The 20,699-nt window shown below is 67.2% G+C and carries 21 protein-coding genes; 14 read left to right on the plus strand and 7 right to left on the minus strand.

Annotation, left to right across the window (positions count from 1 at the left end; all coding sequences use genetic code 11):
• Window positions 1-18: 18 nt before the first annotated feature.
• The gene (locus F3H41_RS10585; protein WP_149738918.1) at window positions 19-1,902 is read left to right on the plus strand and encodes an adenylate/guanylate cyclase domain-containing protein; all 1,884 of its coding nucleotides are present in this window, start codon (window positions 19-21) and stop codon (window positions 1,900-1,902) included.
• Between the two features lie 3 nt (window positions 1,903-1,905).
• On the opposite strand, the gene F3H41_RS10590 is transcribed toward F3H41_RS10585, so the two are convergent.
• Entirely contained in the window at window positions 1,906-2,544 is a 639-nt protein-coding gene (locus F3H41_RS10590; RefSeq protein WP_149738652.1) for a FecR family protein, read from the minus strand.
• A gap of 233 nt (window positions 2,545-2,777) precedes the next feature.
• Between F3H41_RS10590 and F3H41_RS10595 the strand changes: the two genes are divergently transcribed.
• Window positions 2,778-3,638 (plus strand): tetratricopeptide repeat protein, encoded by an 861-nt coding sequence (locus F3H41_RS10595; RefSeq protein WP_149738653.1) that lies wholly within the window; start codon window positions 2,778-2,780, stop codon window positions 3,636-3,638.
• Window positions 3,639-3,653: 15 nt separating this feature from the next.
• Here F3H41_RS10595 and F3H41_RS10600 read toward each other — a convergent pair whose 3' ends face one another.
• From F3H41_RS10600 to pxpB, 3 genes are read right to left on the minus strand one after another with little or no spacing between them, the layout of a single operon-like run.
• Complete coding sequence (locus F3H41_RS10600; RefSeq protein ID WP_149738654.1) at window positions 3,654-4,688, minus strand: proline racemase family protein; 1,035 nt, start codon at window positions 4,686-4,688, stop codon at window positions 3,654-3,656.
• A 46-nt stretch (window positions 4,689-4,734) separates the two neighbouring features.
• Window positions 4,735-5,715 (minus strand): biotin-dependent carboxyltransferase family protein, encoded by a 981-nt coding sequence (locus F3H41_RS10605; protein ID WP_149738655.1) that lies wholly within the window; start codon window positions 5,713-5,715, stop codon window positions 4,735-4,737.
• Window positions 5,712-6,374 (minus strand): 5-oxoprolinase subunit PxpB, encoded by a 663-nt coding sequence (gene pxpB, locus F3H41_RS10610; protein WP_244616163.1) that lies wholly within the window; start codon window positions 6,372-6,374, stop codon window positions 5,712-5,714. Before pxpB ends, F3H41_RS10605 begins: the two co-directional genes overlap by 4 nt.
• Before the next feature lie 208 nt (window positions 6,375-6,582).
• Between pxpB and F3H41_RS10615 the strand changes: the two genes are divergently transcribed.
• The 6 genes from F3H41_RS10615 to putA all read left to right on the plus strand — a co-directional run bounded on the left by F3H41_RS10615 (window position 6,583) and on the right by putA (window position 13,367).
• Window positions 6,583-7,365 carry a 5-oxoprolinase subunit PxpA gene (locus F3H41_RS10615; RefSeq protein WP_149738656.1) on the plus strand — a complete coding sequence of 261 codons (783 nt, stop codon included), beginning with the start codon at window positions 6,583-6,585 and terminating at the stop codon, window positions 7,363-7,365.
• 17 nt (window positions 7,366-7,382) lie between these two features.
• Window positions 7,383-7,853, plus strand: a complete 471-nt coding sequence (gene accB, locus F3H41_RS10620; protein ID WP_149738657.1) for an acetyl-CoA carboxylase biotin carboxyl carrier protein — start codon at window positions 7,383-7,385, stop codon at window positions 7,851-7,853.
• A gap of 7 nt (window positions 7,854-7,860) precedes the next feature.
• Window positions 7,861-8,292 (plus strand): hypothetical protein, encoded by a 432-nt coding sequence (locus F3H41_RS10625; RefSeq protein WP_149738658.1) that lies wholly within the window; start codon window positions 7,861-7,863, stop codon window positions 8,290-8,292.
• Window positions 8,293-8,347: 55 nt separating this feature from the next.
• Entirely contained in the window at window positions 8,348-9,157 is an 810-nt protein-coding gene (locus F3H41_RS10630; protein ID WP_149738920.1) for a phosphodiesterase, read from the plus strand.
• Window positions 9,154-9,495: a YkgJ family cysteine cluster protein gene (locus F3H41_RS10635; protein ID WP_244616164.1), complete on the plus strand. Its 342-nt coding sequence runs from the start codon at window positions 9,154-9,156 to the stop codon at window positions 9,493-9,495. Before F3H41_RS10630 ends, F3H41_RS10635 begins: the two co-directional genes overlap by 4 nt.
• Before the next feature lie 152 nt (window positions 9,496-9,647).
• Window positions 9,648-13,367, plus strand: a complete 3,720-nt coding sequence (gene putA / locus F3H41_RS10640) for a trifunctional transcriptional regulator/proline dehydrogenase/L-glutamate gamma-semialdehyde dehydrogenase (RefSeq protein ID WP_149738659.1) — start codon at window positions 9,648-9,650, stop codon at window positions 13,365-13,367.
• A gap of 23 nt (window positions 13,368-13,390) precedes the next feature.
• On the opposite strand, the gene F3H41_RS10645 is transcribed toward putA, so the two are convergent.
• Entirely contained in the window at window positions 13,391-14,290 is a 900-nt protein-coding gene (locus F3H41_RS10645; RefSeq protein ID WP_149738660.1) for a ribokinase, read from the minus strand.
• A 123-nt stretch (window positions 14,291-14,413) separates the two neighbouring features.
• The gene (rmuC, locus tag F3H41_RS10650) at window positions 14,414-15,601 is read right to left on the minus strand and encodes a DNA recombination protein RmuC (RefSeq protein WP_149738661.1); all 1,188 of its coding nucleotides are present in this window, start codon (window positions 15,599-15,601) and stop codon (window positions 14,414-14,416) included.
• A 143-nt stretch (window positions 15,602-15,744) separates the two neighbouring features.
• Between rmuC and def the strand changes: the two genes are divergently transcribed.
• The 3 genes from def to F3H41_RS10665 all read left to right on the plus strand — a co-directional run bounded on the left by def (window position 15,745) and on the right by F3H41_RS10665 (window position 16,952).
• Entirely contained in the window at window positions 15,745-16,269 is a 525-nt protein-coding gene (gene def, locus F3H41_RS10655; RefSeq protein WP_149738662.1) for a peptide deformylase, read from the plus strand.
• A gap of 85 nt (window positions 16,270-16,354) precedes the next feature.
• Window positions 16,355-16,675: a type II toxin-antitoxin system ParD family antitoxin gene (locus F3H41_RS10660; RefSeq protein WP_149738663.1), complete on the plus strand. Its 321-nt coding sequence runs from the start codon at window positions 16,355-16,357 to the stop codon at window positions 16,673-16,675.
• Entirely contained in the window at window positions 16,608-16,952 is a 345-nt protein-coding gene (locus F3H41_RS10665; RefSeq protein ID WP_149738664.1) for a type II toxin-antitoxin system RelE/ParE family toxin, read from the plus strand. The genes F3H41_RS10660 and F3H41_RS10665 overlap by 68 nt, the downstream gene beginning before the upstream one ends.
• Here the strand turns inward: F3H41_RS10665 and F3H41_RS10670 are convergent.
• Window positions 16,934-17,728, minus strand: coding sequence for a hypothetical protein (locus F3H41_RS10670; RefSeq protein WP_149738665.1), 795 nt, complete (start codon window positions 17,726-17,728; stop codon window positions 16,934-16,936). The genes F3H41_RS10665 and F3H41_RS10670 overlap by 19 nt on opposite strands.
• A gap of 147 nt (window positions 17,729-17,875) precedes the next feature.
• Here F3H41_RS10670 and F3H41_RS10675 point away from each other — a divergent pair, with 147 nt between their 5' ends.
• From F3H41_RS10675 to truA, 3 genes are read left to right on the plus strand one after another with little or no spacing between them, the layout of a single operon-like run.
• A complete protein-coding gene (locus F3H41_RS10675; protein ID WP_149738922.1) occupies window positions 17,876-18,934 on the plus strand; it encodes an AraC family transcriptional regulator in 1,059 nt (352 codons plus the stop codon).
• Window positions 18,935-18,957: 23 nt separating this feature from the next.
• Window positions 18,958-19,905, plus strand: a complete 948-nt coding sequence (gene fmt / locus F3H41_RS10680; protein ID WP_149738666.1) for a methionyl-tRNA formyltransferase — start codon at window positions 18,958-18,960, stop codon at window positions 19,903-19,905.
• Window positions 19,905-20,693, plus strand: coding sequence for a tRNA pseudouridine(38-40) synthase TruA (gene truA / locus F3H41_RS10685; protein ID WP_149738667.1), 789 nt, complete (start codon window positions 19,905-19,907; stop codon window positions 20,691-20,693). The genes fmt and truA overlap by 1 nt, the downstream gene beginning before the upstream one ends.
• The last annotated feature ends 6 nt before the right edge of the window (window positions 20,694-20,699 follow it).

The following is a 20,699-nucleotide window of genomic DNA, read 5'->3' on the forward strand; positions in this document are numbered from 1 at the left end:
ATGGCCCACCCCTCCCCCATGCCCGGCGAACGAAAGGCGCGGCGACGCTGGCGCCTGCCGCGCGCGGCGGCTGTTGTCGGCGTTGCCGCAAGCCTTGCGATTGCAGCCATCCTGGCTTCGCCAATGGGCGACCTGCTTGAACGGCCGCGCGAGGCATTTTCCGACGCCCTGCTCGGCATCATCGAACCTCCGGCCGCGCCGGAAATCGTCGTCGTCGACATCGACCGCAAGGCCATTCAGGGGCTTCCGGACCAGGACTGGAACCGCGCCGATACGGCAACGCTTTTGAGCCGGCTGGCCGCGCTAAAGCCAAAGGTCGTGGCGCTCGACTTCGTCTTCAGCAGCGGCTGCGTCTCGCCCGATGCCAGCAATGGCGCGCTTGGCGACGCGATCGGCGCGGTGCCGACCGTGCTCGGCTTCCTGATCGCGGAAACGGTGCGCGAGGCGCCGCGCCCCATCCCGCCGCTGGCCGTGCGCAAGCCGCTCAGCGTGCCCGATCTCTGGTTCATCGACGGGGCCGAAACCTCCTGCGGGCCGCTGATGGACCGGTCGCGGGCAGCAGCATCGGCGTTCCTTGTCGGCGACGAGGATGCCCGCATCCGCCGCGTCCAGCCCTATGCCGTGCTCGGTCAGGCCGCCTATCCGACGCTGGCGCTGGAGGCAGTCCGGCAAGTGACGGGCGGCACGCCGATCCTCGGCGGGGCGCCGCTCTGGCTGCGACTGAACCGGACGGTGTTCGATCTTGACGCGGACGGCAGCCTGCGCTTTGCGCCGGGCGATGCGAAAGCGCTTGCGGCGCGCACGATCTCGGCAAGCGATCTTCTCGGCGGCGAGGCGGATGCGGGACGGCTTGCCGGCAAGCTGGTCTTCGTCGGCAGCAGCCTGCCGCATCTCGGCGGGCTGCGCCCCACCGCCTCCATGCCGCTGGAACCGTCGGTTCAGATCCATGCCGACATCGCCAATTCGCTGCTGACGGGCTTCGTGCCACGCCGCACACTATGGCAGACGCCGGCCGAAAGCCTCGGCGCGCTGATTCTCGGCCTCGCCGTGGCCTTCGCGGCCCTGCGCCTGCGGCCGCTGACGGCGGCGGGGCTCGGCTTCGGCTTCGTACTCGCCGTGACCGGCGCAGCGGCCGGCATCTATGCCACCAGCGCCGTACTGGTCGATGCGATCGGCCTGTCACTGGCCGTCATCGCACCGCTGCTTCTGACGGGTACGCTGCAATTTGCCCGCATCCGTCGGCAGGAGGCCAAGGCCCGCTCGAAATTCTCGCAATACCTGCCGAGTTCCGTCGTCAACCGCTTCATGGACGAGGCCGGCGATGGCGGGATCGTGGGCGAGGAGCGGGAAGTGACGGCCTTCTTCACGGATATCGAGGGTTTTTCGACGCTGGCGCAGCGGCACGGTCCGCGCGAACTGATCGCGCTGCTCGACATCTACTTCGCCGAGGTCACGGCCATCGTCGCCCGTCATGGCGGCATGGTGGACAAGATCGTCGGCGATGCCGTCCATGCGCTGTTCAATGCACCGGAGGACCTGCCGGACCACGTGCAGCATGCGCTCGACTGCGCGGCGGAGGTGGAGCGCGTCACCCAGGCCATGTGCCGGAGGCCGGAATTTGCGGCGCGCGGTTTCGGCCGCACGCGGATCGGCATCGAAACGGGCATGGCGGTGCTGGGGGAAGTCGGCGCCGGCGGCAAGCTGGACTACACCGCCCATGGCGATGCCGTAAACCTCGCCGCGCGCCTGCAGGACGCCAACAAATTTCTCGGCACTTCGGTCTGCATCGGTCCCGTCGCGGCCGCGCGCTCCGGCCGGCCGCTCACCCCTCTCGGCCGCCACGAGATCCGCGGATTTGGCGAGATGGCGCTATTCACCAATCGGGCACCTGCGGCGTCCTGACGCCTATTCCAGCCCGACGCGGCGGTAGACTTCCTTGACGCGGGCCGCGCCCCATTTGACCACCGTATCGGGCTGAGCGCCCGGCCGGGCGATCTGCACGCCCTCGCCGGCGCCCACGAGCTTCGTCACGCCGCCTCCGGTGACCGCCACCTGGCCGTGCTCGACGAAGACCGCAAAGACGCCGCGATTGGGGCCGGCGAAGAATTTCGTGCCGCGCACGCCGATCTGGCCAAAGGCGGTGCGCAGCGCGAGATCGATCTTCGGCAGGCCTTCGGGACGGTCGAAGACCATCTGGCCGGTGCCGAGCTCCAGCGTGCCGCCCTGCCCCGCGATGAAGGTGTCGATGAAGAGTTCGGTTTCCGGGCCGAGCAGGATGCGCGTGTCGGAGCCGAGTTCGAGATCGGCAAAGCTTGCAACGCCGGTCTTCACATTGTCCTGGTCGAGAATGTTGGTCCCGGGCCTCAGCCCCTCCACCAGCGCGTCCTGCCGGCGGTCGACACGCCCGCGAACGACATTGGCCTTGCCCACGACATCGGTGGCCCGCGATGAGGTGGTCATGAGGCCCGCCGCGCCCAAGGCCAGACCACCGATGAGGTGACGCCGCGTCAGCCAGCCGGCGGAAAGATCGATCCGTGTAGACATTGTCCCTGTCCCCATAGTGTTCGGCGCCCGGCTGCCACGCAGCCGATGTCCGCGCGTGCACCCATTGTCCCCTGCGTGCCGCACGCGGCCGATCATTGCACGCCGGTCGGGGGCCATTCCAGCCCCAATTGCATGTCTGCAACCTATCGTGCGCCGGACGCGACCGGCTGTCACCGCCGGAACATCATCGTCGCCTCGATACAACTAAGACGAAGGAAACCGAGGAGATCATGATGTTCACCCCCAAAATGTTTGCCACGCCGTCCCGTTTTCTTCGCCTCGCCGCTGCCGGCACCGCGCTTGCGCTGGTTGCACTCGCCCTGCCGGCACAGGCCGCCGATCACGCGCTCACGCCGGCCGCCCGGTGCGACCAGCAGGCTGGCAGCGTCTATGACAAGACGCGCAACATGGCGTTCGAGCCGGTCGAGACATCCGATATCGTGGTGGGGGTTGCGCTGTCGGCCTGCCGCGAGGCCTATCGCCACGAGCGCTCGCCGCGCATCACCTTCCAGCTCGCCCGTGCCCTGCACCGGGCCGGCGAGGTGGGCAAGGCGATGGTGCTGCTGGAGGAGGCCGCCCATGCCGGCCATGCGCTGGCCATGGTCAATTACGGCGTGCTGCTCTCCGAGCGCGGCCATGAGACGGATGCCATCTCCCTCTACCGTTCTGCGGCTGAGGCCGGCAACGTGCTGGCGCTCTACAATCTCGGCGTTGCCTATCGCGACGGCACGGGCGTTGCGGCCGATGGTGAGGAGGCACGGCGCTGGTTCGAGCGCGCGGCGGAAGCAGGCGACGAGATCGCCGCCTTCAACATCGGCGCCATGCTGGACGAGGGCGTGCAGCTTGGCGAGAACAACGCGGAGGCGGCGCGCTACTATCGCATCGCCATCGCCGGCGGCAGTATCGATGCGATGATCAACCTTGCCCTGATGCTGGAACATGGCGAGGGCATTGCGCGCGACATTCCCGCCGCCATCGACCTCTACCGCAAGGCAGCGGAACGCGGCGACGAACAGGGCAAGGCACGCTTCAACGCGCTGACCGCACCGCTGCCGGCCGAAACGGCCGAAGCGGGCACCTCGGCTGTGAATTGACGCTTGCCGGCGCCCTTACCGGATACGACCGGCCTCCGGCCCCCAGGTGTCGGTCATGGCAAAGCCTTCGGCCAGCGGATCGAAGGGATCGAGCGAGACCTGGTGCAGGCCGAAGGTCCAGCCGCGGCCCGTGATGGTAGGGATGATGGCCGGGCGGCCCGCCACCGTGGTTTCGGCCGAAAGGCCCACCTCGAACTGCGAGCCGATGATGGAGCGCGACAGGAAGCTGTCGCCAACCTTGGCCTTGCCGCGAGCATGCAGCACGGCGAGGTTCGCGGAGTTGCCGGTGCCGCAGGGCGAGCGGTCGATACGGCCGGGCCACATGGTGGTGGAGGTGCGCACCGTGCCATCAGGCTCGACATCGCGGAACATGACGTAAGCGACGCCGCTGATCTCAGGGATTTCCGGATGGACGACGGGGATCTGTTTGTTGATCAGATCCTTCAGCATCATGCCGGCATCGACAAGCTTGCGGGCATTGGCCTTCTCGATGGTGGTGCCGATCTGCGCCACATCCACCAGGGCATAGAAGATGCCGCCATAGCTGATGTCGAAGCGGATGCGGCCCCAGTCGGGCGTGTCGATCTCGGCATCCAGCTGCTCCACGAAGCAGGGCACCATGCTGAGCTTGACCTTCTCGCAGCGCCCGTCCCGGCAGGTGGCCGTCGCCGTCACGACGCCGGCAGCCGTATCGAGCCGGACGATGGTTTCGGGTTCCGTCATCTCCACGATGCCGCTTTCGAGCAGCGCCGTCGTCACGCAGATGGAGTTGGAGCCGGAGGAGGCATGGGCCTGGTCGGCCTGAAGGATAACGAAACCCCAGTCGGCCTCGGGACGCTTTGCCGGCAACAGGAGATTGACCGACCCCAGAACGGAGGCGCGCGGCTCCAGGCAGAGGAAGCGGCGCAGGCTGTCGTCCTTGGTGTTGATGTAGTCGAGCTGCTCGGCGATCGTGTTGCCGGGGATCTTCGGCACGCCGCCGATAGCGACCTTGCCGATTTCGCCTTCGCAATGCACGTCCAGAAGCTGGATGGTCCGTTTCCACCGCATGGGTCTTGTCCTTCATCACGGGGCAGAGCCTGCCCCTTCCGTTCCGTCAGATCAGTTTCAAAGCGCGGCCGATCCGGTCGAGCCCGTCGCGTTCGGCCTTCAGCGCCGCAATGGCCGTGTCGCGCGCAACCACCTCGAAGCGCAGACGCGTGCCGACCGGCGCCTGCGCAAGGCGCCAGAGATCGGCTTCGATGATCGTGGCGATCTTGGGATAGCCGCCGCAAGTGTTGGCTTCGGCAAGCTGGATGATCGGCTGGCCGCCGGGCGGCACCTGCACCACGCCGGGCATGATACCGTGGGAGAAGAGTTCGAGCGGACGCGCCGGTTTCAGCTCCGGGCCGGCGAGGCGATAGCCCATGCGGTTGGCGTTGCCTGTCACCGTCCAATCGGCCTCGACCAGCGCCTGACGCTCGGCCGGGCCAAAAGCCTCGTATTCGGCGGCGGGCAGGACGCGCAGCCGGAGCGGCGCGCCGTTGGCCGGCCAGAAGCCGCGAAGGGGTACGGGGTCAACGCCGAAGCCTTGCGTCAGCGCCCGCGAGACCGGCAGCGCTTCACCGAGCGGCAAGGTATCGCCGCGCAGCAGGCCGCGCCCGTCGAGGCCGCCGAAGCGGCTTTTGAGGTCGGTGGCGCGGGCGCCGATCACCTTGGGAACATCGATGCCGCCGGCGAGCGCCAGCAGGGCACGGGCCCCGCGTCGAGGAATGTCGATCGTCAGCGTCTCGCCGGCCTCGGCCACCGCCGCCCACCAGCTCGGCAGAGCGCGGCCCGCCAGCTTGACCTCGCAATCGGCGCCGGTGACGGCAAAGGCCGTCCGTGCACGGAAGCGGATGCGGAACGGGAAGAGCGCGATCTCGATACCGGCCGCATCGTCGGCATTGCCGAGCATGCGGTTGGCGATCGTCAGCGCCGGGCGGTCCATGGTGCCGCCGCGACCGATGCCGGCGTCGAGATGGCCGGGGCGGCCGTGGTCCTGCACGCTGTTCAGCGCGCCGGTGGATAGGATTTCGATCGTGCGCCGTTCTGTCATCGCGTCAGGCTCCGCGCGACGAAACGAATGCGGTCGCCGGGCCGGCAGAGCACGGGCACCTCGGCGGCGGGATCGAAGAGCACGGTGTCGGTGAGACCGAGAATATGCCAGCCGGTCGGCGCCGTCACGGGCATGATGCCGGCCTGGGCGCCGCCGATCATGACGGAGCCGACCGGCGCGCTCATGCGCGGTAAGGCCCGGCGCGGCATGGTGAGGGTCGGGTCGAGGCCGGAAAGATAGACGAAGCCCGGCATGGCGCCGACGGCAGCAACGGAATAGGTGGGCGCAGTGTGGCGGCGCACAACCTCCTCGACATCGAGGCCGAGGCGGGCGGCAAAATCCGGCAGGTCCTCGCCGCCGGCACCGCCGTAGTCCACGGCGATCTCAATCAGGCGTCCCGCGATCTCGGCGGTATCGCCGGCGGTCCAGGCGTCGAGCAGGCGGCGCTCCACCGTCTCGGGCGCAACGGCGAGCGGATCGAAGACGATCATCAGATTGTTCATGCCCGGCACGGCTTCGCTGACCCCGGGAAGTGTCTTCATGGCGGCGGCGAGCGACCAGATGCGGGCTTGCAGGGCGTCGGAAAACACCGTGCCGGCGACATCGAAGAGCACCGCCCCGGCGCCTTCCATGCTCAGTCTCGGCGGGATTTCGCTCACGCGGCTTGCCTTTCCATCGCATGCGTCTGTGATATATCGGCGTGCCTACAGCATCGGCTCGAAAATCGGAATCGATTTTCGAAAAGCACGATGCGAAGGATAAAATGAGATAGAGCGTCCCTTGCGCGTCCGAAAGGACGCACGGCGCTCTAGCGCATTTATCATGGCAGCGACAAGAGGCGTTCGGCGCAGGCGAGAGAGGATCACTATGACCGACAGCACAGGGCTCAGCGTCGATCTCAATTCGGACATGGGCGAGGCCTTCGGCGCCTATCGCATGGGCGACGATGCCGCCATGCTCTCCATCGTCAGCTCCGCCAACATCGCCTGCGGTTTCCATGGTGGCGATCCGGACGTTATGGCGGCGACTTTCACGCTCGCCCGCGAGCGCGGCGTCGATGTCGGGGCCCATCCGGGCTTTGCCGATCTCTGGGGCTTCGGTCGGCGCAACATTCCCCACACGCCGGCCGAGATCGAGCGGCTCGTCGCCTACCAGATCGGCGCGGCGCAGGCGATGGCGACCTATGCCGGCCACCGCATCACCCATGTGAAGGCGCATGGCGCGCTCGGCAATCTCACCCAGCAGAATGCGGAGGTTGCGATGGCCGTGAACCGCGCCATCAAGGCCGTCGATCCCTCCCTCATCTGCCTCGTCATCGCGCTCGGCCACCAACAGCGGCAGGCGGGCGAGATGGGGCTGACGACGGCGTCGGAGATCTTTGCCGACCGCGCCTATACGGATGAAGGCTTTCTCGTCGATCGCCGGCTGGAGGGGGCGGTGATCCATGATGCGGCCAAGGCAGCGGAGCGCGTGGTGCGCATGGTGAAGACCGGCGCGATCGAGACGATCACCGGCCGCAGCCTGCAAACCCCGATCGATTCCATCTGCGTGCACAGCGACACGGCGGAAGCCGTTGCCATAGCGCGCGGCGTGCGCGAGGGTCTGGAAGCGGCCGGCATCGCCATCCGCGGTTTCCGCATCAAGGCGTAGGCATCAAGGACCCGGACATGGCGATCGACATCACCCTCATCGAACAGCTGATGCGGCTTCTGGAAGCCTCCGCCGTGCACGAGCTGGAGCTTTCCGAGGATGGCAGCCGCATCCGGCTGTCCAAGGGCGCGAGCCTTCTCGCCGCCACGCCCGCCGTCACACCTGCGGTGAACCAGCCGCAGACCGTTGCCGCGCCTGTCACGGCTGCGACGCACGTCTCTCCCCCCGCCCCGGCGGCCGGGCCGGAGCATGTGGTGCGCGCTGGCCTCTCCGGTACTTTCTACCGCGCGCCGCTGCCCGGCGAAGCGCCCTTCGTGGAGGTCGGCAGCCGGATCGCGGAAGGCGGCAAGCTCGCGATCATCGAGGCGATGAAGATGATGAACCCGGTGGAGGCCGAGGTGGACGGCGTGGTGCGCACGATCCATGTCGAGGATGGCGCCCCGGTCGAGCCTGGAACCGTAATCTTCACGCTCTCCCTCTCCGCCTGAGGCCGCGATGCGCATTGAACCCGACACCATCGCCCGTCTTGCCGATCTGATGCAGCGCCACGGCATTGCCACGCTCGACTACGATCTCGGCGGCGCATCGCTCTCGCTTCGGATGGCGCCCGGCGCGGCGCCGGCCGTGGCGACCGCGACCGGGACCTCTTCCCCGGCTGCGTCCAGCGCCGCGCAAACGCCCGTCGTCGATGGCTCGCGGACCATCACTTCGCCGCATGTCGGCTTCTTCCGGCTCGCCCATCCGGCGACGGCGCCAGCGCCATCCCTGCCGCGTGTCATAAAGGCGGGCGAGATCGTCGGCTATGTCGAGGCGCTCGGCCTCGTGCATGCGATCACGGCCGGGACGGGCGGCACGCTGGCGCGGGCGCGCGTGGCGGAGGGCGAACCGGTCGGCTACGGTACGGTGCTCTTCGACCTCACGGACTGACGCGGCGCGGCGGACAAGACACAGGAACGGGACGGACAGGACCATGCCGGGCACCATGAGCAAGATCATCATTTTCACCGACCTTCACATGCTGCCGGAAGGTGGCAGCATCATCGGGCTCGATCCCTTCCAGCGCCTGAAGACCGGCATCGACCATGTGAACGCCTTTCACGCCGATGCCGACCACGTCGTCATCACCGGCGACCTCACCCATCATGGGGACGCGGCATCCTATCGCCGGCTGAAGACGCTCATCGACACCGTCATCCCGCCTGTCGCCATCGCCATCGGCAATCACGATCGCCGCGAGGTCTTCCTCGAAACCTTCAGCGATGCGCCGACCGACCCGAACGGCTTCGTCCAACAGGTGGTGGACCTGCCGGACTGCCGGCTCGTGGTGCTCGATACGCTGTTTGCGCCGCCCTACGAGTATCCCGCGAGCCACGCCGGCCTGCTCTGCGCAAAGCGGCTCGACTGGCTGGACGGCGTTCTCGCCGACACCGGCGGTCGTCCGGCCCTGCTCTTCATGCATCACCCGCCGCATGCGACGGGTTTTTCCGGCATGGACGCCATACGCCTGACCAACGAGGAGGAATTCTACGCCCGGATCCGGAAGCACGGCGCGACGGTGCGGCACATCTTTGCAGGGCACGTGCACCGCACCATCAGCGGCTCCTGCCGCGGCGTGCCCTTCTCGGTCTTCAAGAGCCCCATGCACCAGCAGCCCATGCCCTTCAACACGGACGACACCTCGCTGTCCGTCGACGAGCCCGCGGCCTACGGCATCGCGCTCGTCACCGCCGATGGCGTGCTGGTCCATACCGAGGACTACGAGGTCGCCAGCCGCAATGCGGTGGTCGCGTGAGCAATCTCCTGACGGCCGAGGACCCCGCCACCTTCGACTGCCAGAGCTGCGGGGCGTGCTGCGCCTATTCCGAGGACTGGCCCCGCTTCTCGCTGGAGACGGACGAGGAACTCGACCGCATTCCCGAGGCGCTCGTCGCCGAGGACCTTGGCGGCATGCGCTGTCCGGACAATCGCTGCGCGGCGCTCTCGGGCGAGATCGGCAAGCACGTGGCCTGCACGATCTACGAGATCCGCCCGATCGTCTGCCGCACCTGCATGCCGGGAGATCCCGAATGCCTGATGGCGCGGGAAACCCTGCCGAAGCCGGACGATATCTTGGATGATCCGGCCGCGTGATCGCATTTCCGCATCAATCTCGGTTTTCCTGCTTTTGATCCGTACAGATCACGGCAAATCCCCGAATTCCCCGGATGGAGATTCGGCACGTCCTTTTCTATGATCCGCCCATGACAGCAGGCCCGCCCTAAGGGCCCTTTGGGGGATCGTTCATGAGCAGCCTTTCCAACCCGTCCGCCGATTTCCCCGCAGAAGCGCTTGCCGCCGCCGGCCCGCGACCCTTCGCGGCGTTTGCCCCGCCTCTCAGCCAGCCGACGTCGCTGCGCGCCGCCATCACCGCCGCCTATCGCCGGCCGGAAACGGAATGCCTGCCGCCGCTGGTGGAGGCCGCACGCCTGCCGGACGAAACGCGCGCCAAGGCTGCCGAGACTGCCCGCACGCTGATCACGGCGCTGCGCGCCAAGCACAAGGGTGCGGGCGTCGAAGGTCTCGTGCATGAGTATTCGCTCTCCAGCCAGGAGGGTGTCGCGCTGATGTGCCTGGCCGAAGCGCTGCTGCGCATTCCCGACACGGCGACGCGCGATGCGCTGATCCGCGACAAGATCTCCGATGGCGACTGGCGCTCGCATGTGGGCGGCGATCGCTCGCTCTTCGTCAACGCCGCCACCTGGGGCCTCGTCGTCACGGGCAAGCTGACCGCCACCGTCAACGACCGCAGCCTTTCGGCGGCGCTCACCCGCCTCATCGCGCGGGCCGGCGAGCCGGTCATCCGCCGCGGGGTCGACATGGCCATGCGCATGATGGGCGAGCAGTTCGTGACCGGCGAGACGATCGGCGAAGCGCTGAAGCGCGCCCGTCCGCTGGAAGAACGCGGCTTCCGCTACTCCTACGACATGCTGGGCGAAGCGGCGACGACGGCCGCCGACGCAACCCGTTATTACGCCGATTACGAGCAGGCGATCCACGCGATCGGCAAGGCGGCCGCCGGGCGCGGCATCTACAACGGCCCCGGCATTTCCATCAAGCTTTCGGCGCTGCATCCGCGCTACAGCCGGGCGCAGGCCGCTCGCGTGATGGGCGAACTGCTGCCGCGTGTGAAGACGCTCTGCGTCATCGCCAAGGGCTACGACATCGGCCTCAACATCGATGCGGAGGAAGCCGATCGTCTCGAAATCTCGCTCGACCTTCTCGAAGCGCTGCGCCTCGATCCCGATCTTGCGGGCTGGAACGGTCTCGGCTTCGTGGTGCAGGCCTATGGCAAGCGCTGCCCCTTCGTTCTCGATTTCGTCATTGATCTCGCCCGCCGCTCAGGCCACCGGATCATGGTGCGCCTCGTCAAGGGCGCCTATTGGGATGCGGAGATCAAGCGCGCGCAGGTGGAAGGCCTCGACGGCTTCCCGGTCTTCACGCGCAAGATCTATACTGATGTCTCCTATCTCGCCTGCGCCCGCAAGCTTCTGGCCGCCCGCGACGTCGTCTTCCCGCAGTTTGCCACCCACAATGCCCAGACGCTCGCCACCATCCATGCAATGGCGGGACCGGATTTCACCGTTGGCCAGTACGAGTTCCAGTGCCTGCACGGCATGGGCGAGCCGCTCTATGACGAGGTGGTCGGTGCCGACAAGCTCGACCGTCCCTGCCGCATCTATGCGCCCGTCGGCACCCATGAGACGCTGCTGGCCTACCTCGTTCGCCGCCTTCTCGAAAACGGCGCGAATTCCTCCTTCGTCAACCGCATCGCCGATCCCAAAGTCTCGATCGACGAGTTGATCGCCGATCCGGTCGAGATCGTCGCCTCCATGCCGGTCGTTGGCGTCAAACACCGCAAGATCGCCCAGCCGGATGCCCTCTTCGGCGAGGAGCGCAAGAATTCGGCCGGCCTCGATCTTTCGAACGAAAACGTGATCGGTCAGCTGGCGCAAACGCTTGCGGCCTCGGCCGAGCGCCGCCACGCTGCCGCCCCTCTGCTTGCGAGCGGAGCTGAGGCCGGTTCCAGCCGCCCTGTCCTCAATCCCGGTGATCTTCGCGACGTGGTTGGCTCCGTCAGCGAAGCGGGTGAGGCCGAGGCGGCCCGCGCCGTCACGGATGCCGCCGCCCACGCGGCCGGATGGGCATCCGTGACGGTCGCCGACCGCGCTGCCATGCTGGAGCGTGCCGCCGACGCCATGGAGGCGAAGATCGGCAGTCTGATGGGCCTCATCATGCGCGAGGCCGGCAAATCGGCCGCGAACGCCATTGCCGAGGTGCGCGAGGCCGTCGATTTCCTGCGCTATTACGCCGTCCAGGCCCGGCGGACGCTGACGGCAAACCATGCGCCGATCGGCCCCGTCGTCTGCATCAGCCCGTGGAACTTCCCGCTCGCGATCTTTACCGGGCAGGTGGCGGCAGCGCTCGTTGCCGGCAATCCCGTGCTCGCCAAACCCGCCGAGGAAACGCCGTTGATCGCTGCGGAAGCGGTCGCCCTGCTGCATGCGGCAGGCATACCCTTGAGCGCGCTGCAATATGTGCCGGGCGACGGGCGGATCGGCGCGGCGCTGGTCGGCGCGCCGGAGACGGCGGGCGTCATGTTCACCGGCTCGACCGAAGTCGCGCGCCTCATCCAGGCGCAGCTCGCCGACCGGCTCTCGGCCGATGGCAAGCCGCTGCCGCTGATTGCCGAGACCGGTGGCCAGAACGCCATGATCGTCGATTCCTCGGCCCTTGCCGAACAGGTGGTGGGCGACGTCATCGCATCCGCCTTCGACAGCGCCGGCCAACGCTGCTCGGCGCTGCGCGTGCTGTGCCTGCAGGAGGATGTGGCCGAGCGCGTGCTGACCATGCTGAAGGGCGCGCTGAAGGAGCTTTCGATCGGCGCGACCGACAAGCTCTCCACCGATATCGGCCCCGTCATTACGGCCGAGGCCAAGGGCATCATCGAGCGCCACGTGGAGGCCATGCGGGATCGCGGCCGCAAGGTGGAGCAGATCGCGCCCGGCACGGACGCCGCCCATGGCACCTTCGTCGCGCCGACCATCATCGAGATCGACAGCCTGCGCGACCTCGAGCGCGAGGTCTTCGGCCCCGTTCTGCACGTGCTGCGCTACCGGCGCGAGGACATGGACCGGCTGATCGACGACATCAACGCCACCGGCTACGGCCTTACGGGCGGGCTGCACACGCGCCTCGACGAAACGATCGAGCATGTGATGGCCCGCGCCAAGGTCGGCAATCTCTACATCAACCGCAACATCATCGGCGCGGTCGTCGGCGTGCAGCCCTTTGGCGGTCGTGGGCTTTCCGGCACCGGTCCCAAGGCGGGCGGGCCGCTCTATCTCGGCCGCCTGATCTCGGGCGCCCCGATCGAGCCGCCGGCCGCCTCACACCACACGGATCCCGGCGTCGAGCCGCTGGCCCGCTGGCTGGAAGGGCGCGGCGCCTATACCTCGGCCGAAACGGCGCGCGACGACGGCTCCATCTCCGCACTCGGCCTGGCACTGGATCTGCCGGGCCCGGTTGGCGAAACCAACAGCTACCACCTGCATCCGCGCGGCCGCATTCTCCTGAAGCCGGAGACCAAGGTCGGGCTTTATCGCCAGCTTTCGGCCGTCATCGCCACCGGCAACACGGCTGTCGTCGACCTGCCGGCCGAGCTTACCGGCGCGCTCGACGGCCTGCCGCCGGCGCTTGCCGCGCGCATCAGCGTGGAAGGCGACTGGGCCAAGGCCGCACCCTTTGCCGGTGCGCTGATCGAGGGGGATGGCGAACGGGTGCGGGCGGCTGCAAAAGCAATCGCCGCGCTGCCGGGACCGCTGACGCTTGTGCAGGCGGCCACCAGTGAGGCGCTGCTGCGCAATCCCGACGCCTATTGCCTGCACTTCCTGCTGGAAGAAGTCTCGATCAGCGTCAACACGGCAGCAGCCGGCGGTAATGCCAGCCTGATGACAATCGGCTGATAGAGCGCCGGCCGGTCGCGCCCTCAGGCGCGATCGGCAACCTCTGCCGCCCACGGGATGGCCGGCTGCGCGCCGGGCTTCAGGCAGGCGAGCGATCCGGCGACGGCGGCGCGGCGCAGGGCCGCTTCGAACGCCATGCCGGCATCCAGCGAAGCGGCGAGATAGCCGCAGAAAGTGTCGCCGGCGCCGACCGTATCGACGGGCTCGATCACGAGACCCTTTGCCCGGCTGACGATCCCGTCCCGGATGGCGATGACGCCGTCGGCGCCGAGTGTGACGATAAGCGTCTGGCCGGTCTCGCCATGCAGCTTCAGCATCTCCGCCTCGCGGCGTTCGCCGTCCATGCCTTCGACGCCGGCGAGGCGTTCGAATTCCGTCTCGTTGGCGACGACGATATCGGCGAGGCGGCCGAGGCGGGCGGCCTCCGGGGTCAGCGGCGCGATGTTGATGACGGAGCGTACGCCCTTGTCGCGCGCGGCGGCAATCGCCGCTTCGACGCTCGCCGCCGGGATCTCCAGTTGTAGCATCAGCGTATCGCCGGGTGCCATGGCGGCAACGGCGGCACGGGCATCGTCGGCGCTGACCGTGCCGTTCGCGCTGGCGACCACGACGATGACGTTTTCGCCGTCACCGCCGACGAGGATATGGGCCGTGCCGGTCGGCAGATCGGCGGTCTTCACGGCGGAGAGATCGGCACCGGCCTCGCGCATCAGCGCCAGCGCCGGCTCGGCAAAGCTGTCGGAGCCGACGGCACCGGCCATGCGCACCGCAGCGCCGGCGCGACGGGCGGCCAGCGCCTGATTGGCACCCTTGCCGCCGGCGGCGGTGGAAAAGCCGGACCCCGCAACCGTCTCGCCCGGCTTCGGCAGGCGCTCGGTTGTGGCGATGAGGTCCATGTTGATGGAGCCGAAAACGGTGATCATGGGGCGGTTCCTGCCATTGGTGTTTGGCGCGGAGGGATGCCGATCTCTGACAGGCGTGCCAAACAGCGGCCGGCCCGGTCGATCGCCTCCCCCGTGCAATCGGCCGGACACTGCCCGAGAGCCTCAGTCCTCGTCAACCACCCTCAACCTCAGCGCACCGAGCCGGCCTTCGACGGGCAGCGCCGGGTCGGCGGCCGGTTTTGCCGGCGGCGTTTCCACGGCCAGCTCCAGCGCCTCGATCCGGTCGCCGCGCCGTTTCAGCTTTTCGGTGGAGGTGACGATCTCCTCAACGTCGCGCTGCGTCAGGGCGAAGTGACCGCGCAGCTTCTGGACGCGCTCGTCGAGGCGCGCAAGATCCGCCATCAGGTGACGCACCTCGCCCTGGATCAGATGCGCCTCTTCCCGAAGCCGCTGGTCGCGCAGGATGGACTGGATCAACTGGATCGACAGCATCAACAGCGAGGGCGAGACGATGACGATGCGCTGGTGCTGGGCGCGTTCCACCACCTGTTCGAACCGCTCGTGGATATCGGCGAAGATCGCCTCCGAGGGCACGAAGAGGAAGGCGGTATCCTGCGTTTCGCCCGGCAGCAGGTATTTCTGGGCGATATCACGAATATGCACCTCCATGTCGCGGCGAAAGCGCTGGGCGGCAATGCGGGCAGCTTCCGGGTCGGTCGCCGCGCGAAAACTGTTCCAGGCCTCCAGCGGAAACTTCGCGTCGATGACGAGCGGCGGCTGGCCGTTCGGCATGCGGATCGTGCAGTCCGGCCGCGCGCCATTCGCCAGCGTCGCCTGGAAGGCATAGGCCCCGGTCGGCAGCCCGTCGGCGACGATCGCTTCCATGCGCGCCTGCCCGAAGGCGCCGCGCGTCTGCTTGTTGGAAAGGATGGCCTGCAAGCCCGCCATGTCCTTTGCCAGCGTCTGGATATTGGCCTGCGCCGTATCGATCACCGCCAGCCGCTCCTGCAGGCGGCGCAGATTGTCGTGGGTGGCGCGGGTCTGCTCGCCGAGCGTCGCGCCGATCCGGTCGCTCATGCCATCCAGCCGCTCGCCGATGCTGCGGTTCATCTCCGCCTGCCGCGTGCCGAAGACATCGGCAAGCGCCGCGATGCGTCCCTGCATCTCCGCCTGCGTCGAGAGCAGCACGGCCAGCCGCTCATCCTCGGCACCGGAATCACGGTGCACCAGCCGCCAGACGAGGAGAATGACCACAAGAAGGGCCAGGCCTCCGGCAAGCAGAAGACCAAGGCTCAGCGTCTGGCCGCCGACGACGAGAACAGGCGCATGAAGGGAAAGGGATTGTTCCATCGGCAAAGCCTAGCAGATTCGCAAACAGGAACCAGATCAAAACAGGAACATTGTTTCGGAAGCGTTGCCGCATGGCCATTTGACGGCGAATTTTTGACGCGAAGCGAATTCCATCCGCAAAAAAGATCGGCTATCAGAGCGCCATGACCATCAAGCCGATCATCATCATTCCCGATCCCCTTCTCAAGCAGGTCTCCGAACCCATCGCGACCGTGGACGACACGGTGCGCCGGCTGGCGGACGACATGCTGGAGACCATGTATGATGCGCCCGGCATCGGCCTCGCCGCGATCCAGATCGGCGTGCCGCGCCGTATGCTGGTCGTCGACGTCTCCAAGGACGGCGAAGACAAGCAGCCGCTGGTAGTGATCAACCCGACGATCCTGAAATCCTCCGACGAGCGCTCGGTCTACGAAGAGGGCTGCCTGTCGATCCCGGATTACTATGCCGAGGTCGAGCGCCCCGCCACGCTGACCGTCGAATTCGTCGATCGCGACGGCAAGATGCAGACCATCGATGCCGACGGCCTGCTCGCCACCTGCCTGCAGCACGAGATCGACCACCTCAACGGCACGCTCTTCATCGACCACATCTCGAAGCTGAAGCGCGACATGGTGATCCGCAAGTTCACCAAGGCCTCCAAGACCCGCGGCGCCAAGGCGATCTGAGCGCTTCGAGCGACCTGGAAGGCGATCCGCTTAATTGGCTGTCCTTTCAAAAACTGATAGGATCAAGCCAGCGAGAGGTGCTGCCATGCCATCCAGGTATACGATCGGAGAGCATTTCGAAGGGTTGGTGCGCGACCTGGTCGCAAGCGGGCGCTATGAGAACGCCAGCGAGGTGGTGCGCGACAGTCTACGCCTGCTGGAACAGCGCGAGGAAGCCCGCGCCCGTGAGACGGCGTTCCTCAAGCGGGAATACGAAGCGGGCAAGGCGAGCGGCGAACCTCGGGAAATCGATGCGGCCGAATTCCTGAATGAGCTAAAATCCGAGCTGCGGACGAGACGTGGCTGGCTATCGCCTTTCTCCGCGCGCCGGACGACAGATGCGCGAGATCTGGCTTCGGATCGCTGAGGAGAACGAGGCGGCTGCCGACGCGCTTGTGATGCGACTTTTCGACAAATTCGATCTGGCCGCCCGCCACCCCGCGATGGGGGCCGGACGGCCGGAGATCGACCCCAAGGCCCGCATGATCGTTGAAGGGCGCTATGTCGCCTTTTACGAGCCGACCGACTACGGGGTAGAAATCGTCACCGTTGTCCACGGGATGCGCCATCCCTCGACCTGGCTGGATTGGAGGGCGAGTTTCGCACGTTTCCCCGACCTCCCCCGTTACCGGATCGTCGCGTGAACCATGTCGCCACGGATTTCGACGGATGGCTTGGCGCCGGGGGTGTTGGGCAGTTTGCTGTCGATGTAGGAGGCGGTCGCTTCCACGAGGTAGGCGATGGCAGTGCCCGGCGGGAAGGTGAGGCCGGCCTCCATCATCGCGCCGATCAGCCGGATCGTTTCTGTGTTGCGAACCCTGTCGAAGACAATACGGGCGCGCAGCGCGGCACCGGAGAGCGAGACGAGGTCGGCGTGGCCATCGACGCGAACATCACCGGCATCCGAGCGGATGTCGAGGCTGGAGAAGTTACCCGCGAGCGTGATGGCGGCGGCCTTCTGGTCGATCATTACCGCGGCCTGCGGGCGCACATTGGCCGAAAGCGTCAGCGTGCAATCATCGAGGCCGAAATCGTAGGGCACGCGGCCGGTATCGACCTCCAGCGTGCCGGCCTTGATGGCGAGGGCGGCGCCAGGCGTGCAGTCATGGGCGAACCAGGCCGAACGCCAGGCAGCGCCCCAGCCGGAGCGCTCGCCCGTCAGGCGCGCCTCGAAGGGCTTTGACGGGTCTGCGGTGATGGTGATGCGGCTGGCGGCGCCCGTAACGGCAATGCGCTCGACGGCGGCGGTGTCGAGCGGGCCGGCGGCGAGCGTCTTTCGGGTGATGAGCTGACTGCCGGCATCGAGCAGAATGATCGCCAGCACGATGCCGGCGGGAATGGTGACAGCCTTGCGCTTCATGAGGCGGCGCAGGACGGACGGGCGGGGTGGCGTATGCGGCTGGGGCAGATGGTCGGTCATGAAAGGGCCTTTCGGGCTCGGTTGAACACCGCTTTCTTTTCCAGCCGCAGCGCAAAACCGGCGACCTCGAACGTGTTTCAGGTCGCGCCGGATCGCGATAAAGGTCAGAACGCGCCTGTTATCGGATGAAAGACCTGCTGCGTGCTGATGATCCCCCTTCCCTTTGTCATCGTCGTCCTGCTCTTCGTCTTTGCCGTGCGGCTGGTGCGCGGGGCGAGCGAACGAGGCGACGATGCGACCGCCTTCCTGCTGCTCTACGGCGTCTATGGCCTGCAATCGCTATTGGTCGGCGCGCGCTGGGGCTACGGCATGACGGAGCTGCTGCCGCTGATGGCCGTCATCGGCACCTCAGTCCCGCCGCTCGCTTTTATCGCCTTTCGCGGGTTGGCGAATGGTCGCGGGCGACCGGACCTGTCCGACTGGCCGCATCTTGGCTTTCCGGTTGCCGTCATTCTCCTGCTGTTTTTCTGGCGCGATGGCGTGGGGCTGCTGATCATCGTCGATTTTGCCGCCTATGGCGCGGCTGTCCTGCTTCTGGCCCGCGGGGGGCCGGACAGGCTGGCGACTGCCCGCCTCGACGGCGTCGGGCCCTCGCACCTCGCCATGACCGTCACCGGCTGGACGCTGGTGGCTTCGGCGCTGTCGGACATCGTCATCAATATCGATTTCGACATATCGGGCGGGCGCTATAGCGGACTTGTCGTCTCCACGGGCACGACGATCGGCCTTGCGCTCTTCTCGCTCGCCGCCGCCTTTGCCGATCCCGGCGGGCCGGAGCGGACGGACGCGGCACTGGCGGAGCCGGAGGATGAGACGCCGGAGCAGGCGAGCAGCGATGCCAGCAGCGAGGACACGGCCATCGCCGCCGAGGTGGAACAGCTGATGCGCGAGACGGAGCTTTACCGCGACGTGGATCTCAATTTGATGCGGCTTGCCCGACGCCTGAAGCGGCCGGCCCGCGCGGTCTCGCAGGCCATCAACCGCGTCTATGGCGTCTCCGTCTCCGGCTATGTGAACGGGCTGCGCGTGCGGCACGCGCAGCGGCTCCTTGCCGAGACCGAGATGGCGGTGACGCAAGTGGCTTTCGAGGCGGGCTTCATGACCAAGTCGAACTTCAACCGCGAATTCCTGAAGGGCACCGGCATGAGCCCCAGCGCCTTCCGGCGGGAGAAAAAAGGCTTGATCTTGGGGGCGGAAGGGGTTTGAACGGGGCAAACACGGGATAGCCGATGCCGCTCAAGATCATCTTCATGGGAACGCCCGCCTTTTCAGTGCCGACGCTGGCGGCGCTGAAGGAAGCCGGGCACGAGATCGTTGCCTGCTACTCGCAGCCGCCGCGCCCGGCCGGGCGGCGGGGGCTGGAGACGGTGAAGTCCCCCGTGCATCAGGCGGCCGAGCTCTTCGGCATCCCCGTTCTGACCCCGCTCAATTTCCGCGCCGAGGAAGACCGCGCCACGTTCCGCGCCTTTCAGGCGGATGTGGCCGTCGTCGTGGCCTATGGCCTGCTGCTGCCGGAAGCGATCCTGACGGGCACGGCGCTTGGCTGCTACAATGGACATGCCTCGCTCTTGCCGCGCTGGCGCGGCGCGGCGCCGCTGCAGCGCGCCATCATGGCGGGCGATGCCGAGACGGGCATGATGGTCATGAAGATGGACAAGGGGCTCGATACCGGCCCGGTGGCGCTGTCCGAGCGCGTTGCCATCGGCCCTGATATGACGGGCGGCGAGCTACACGACAAGATGATGCAGGTGGGCGGCCGGCTGATGCGCGAAGCGATGGGGCGGCTCGACGCCAACGACCTGCCGCTGACCCCGCAGGCCGAAGAGGGTATTCTCTACGCCCAGAAGATTTCCAAGGCCGAAACCGAGATCGATTTCAGCCAGCCGGCTGAGACCGTGCACAACCACATTCGCGGGCTCGCCCCCTTCCCCGGCGCCTGGTTCGAAGTATCGATCAACGGCAAGGCGGAGCGCATCAAGGTGCTGGGCTCGACACTGGGTGACGGCAACGGTACGCCCGGCACCGTCCTCTCCGAGAAGCTCGACATTGCCTGCGGCACCGGTGCGGTGCGCCTGACGCGGCTGCAAAGGGCCGGCGGCAAGGCGCTGGCGGCGGAAGACTTCCTGCGCGGCACTGCGCTTCCCGTTGGCACGAAAATCGCGCGGTCGGCCGGCTGATGGCGCGTTTCAAGCTGATCGTCGAATATGACGGCACGCGCTTCGTCGGCTGGCAGCGGCAGGACAATGGCCGCTCCGTGCAGGGCGCCATCGAGGCTGCCGTCAAGGCCGCGTCCGGCGAGATCGTGTCGATCCGCGGGGCGGGCCGCACAGATAGCGGCGTGCATGCGCGCGGCCAGGTGGCCCATGTCGATCTCGTCAAACCGTGGTCAGCCTTCAAGCTGGCCAATGCGCTGAATGCGCATCTGCGCCTTGCCGGCGATGCCGTTTCCATTCTCGATGCCGAAGCGGTGCCGGACAGTTTCGACGCCCGCTTTTCCGCGATCCGCCGCCACTATCTCTACCGCATCCTCAGCCGGCGCGGGCAGCCGGCGCTGGAAGCGAACCGCGTCTGGTGGGTGGCGAAATCGCTCGACGTTGCCGCCATGCAGGCGGCGGCGGACCGGCTGGTGGGGCGGCACGATTTCACGACGTTCCGCTCGGCCCATTGTCAAGCGGCAAGCCCGGTGCGCACGCTGGATGTGCTGACCGTCAGCGCAGCGGGTGAGGAGATTCATATTCGCGCCAGCGCGCAGAGCTTTCTGCACAACCAGATCCGCTCGCTGGCCGGCACGTTGAAGCTGGTGGGCGAAGGGCGCTGGACGCCCGACGACGTGCAGCGCGCGCTGGAGGCCGCCGACCGCAAGGCCTGCGGCCCCGTGGCCCCGCCGGACGGGCTCTATTTCATGCAGGTGGATTATCCCGAAGCGGGAACGGCGCCTGCTTCAGAGGACACGGACCTCGACTGACCTTGC

Origin of the sequence: Rhizobium sp. RU20A, from assembly GCF_900155885.1 — a bacterium.
Lineage (GTDB): Bacteria > Pseudomonadota > Alphaproteobacteria > Rhizobiales > Rhizobiaceae > RU20A.

Bases quoted from the DNA above. Each gene is read 5' to 3' on its own strand.
- F3H41_RS10670 (WP_149738665.1), bottom strand. From the start codon at position 17,728: ATGACCGACCATCTGCCCCAGCCGCATACGCCACCCCGCCCGTCCGTC.
- F3H41_RS10615 (WP_149738656.1), top strand. From the start codon at position 6,583: ATGACCGACAGCACAGGGCTCAGCGTCGATCTCAATTCGGACATGGGC.
- F3H41_RS10590 (WP_149738652.1), bottom strand. From the start codon at position 2,544: ATGTCTACACGGATCGATCTTTCCGCCGGCTGGCTGACGCGGCGTCAC.
- putA (WP_149738659.1), top strand. From the start codon at position 9,648: ATGAGCAGCCTTTCCAACCCGTCCGCCGATTTCCCCGCAGAAGCGCTT.
- F3H41_RS10585 (WP_149738918.1), top strand. From the start codon at position 19: ATGCCCGGCGAACGAAAGGCGCGGCGACGCTGGCGCCTGCCGCGCGCG.
- F3H41_RS10600 (WP_149738654.1), bottom strand. From the start codon at position 4,688: ATGCGGTGGAAACGGACCATCCAGCTTCTGGACGTGCATTGCGAAGGC.
- F3H41_RS10645 (WP_149738660.1), bottom strand. From the start codon at position 14,290: ATGATCACCGTTTTCGGCTCCATCAACATGGACCTCATCGCCACAACC.
- rmuC (WP_149738661.1), bottom strand. From the start codon at position 15,601: ATGGAACAATCCCTTTCCCTTCATGCGCCTGTTCTCGTCGTCGGCGGC.
- F3H41_RS10660 (WP_149738663.1), top strand. From the start codon at position 16,355: ATGCCATCCAGGTATACGATCGGAGAGCATTTCGAAGGGTTGGTGCGC.
- accB (WP_149738657.1), top strand. From the start codon at position 7,383: ATGGCGATCGACATCACCCTCATCGAACAGCTGATGCGGCTTCTGGAA.
- F3H41_RS10595 (WP_149738653.1), top strand. From the start codon at position 2,778: ATGTTCACCCCCAAAATGTTTGCCACGCCGTCCCGTTTTCTTCGCCTC.
- F3H41_RS10630 (WP_149738920.1), top strand. From the start codon at position 8,348: ATGAGCAAGATCATCATTTTCACCGACCTTCACATGCTGCCGGAAGGT.
- fmt (WP_149738666.1), top strand. From the start codon at position 18,958: ATGCCGCTCAAGATCATCTTCATGGGAACGCCCGCCTTTTCAGTGCCG.
- F3H41_RS10625 (WP_149738658.1), top strand. From the start codon at position 7,861: ATGCGCATTGAACCCGACACCATCGCCCGTCTTGCCGATCTGATGCAG.
- F3H41_RS10675 (WP_149738922.1), top strand. From the start codon at position 17,876: ATGATCCCCCTTCCCTTTGTCATCGTCGTCCTGCTCTTCGTCTTTGCC.
- truA (WP_149738667.1), top strand. From the start codon at position 19,905: ATGGCGCGTTTCAAGCTGATCGTCGAATATGACGGCACGCGCTTCGTC.
- def (WP_149738662.1), top strand. From the start codon at position 15,745: ATGACCATCAAGCCGATCATCATCATTCCCGATCCCCTTCTCAAGCAG.
- F3H41_RS10605 (WP_149738655.1), bottom strand. From the start codon at position 5,715: ATGACAGAACGGCGCACGATCGAAATCCTATCCACCGGCGCGCTGAAC.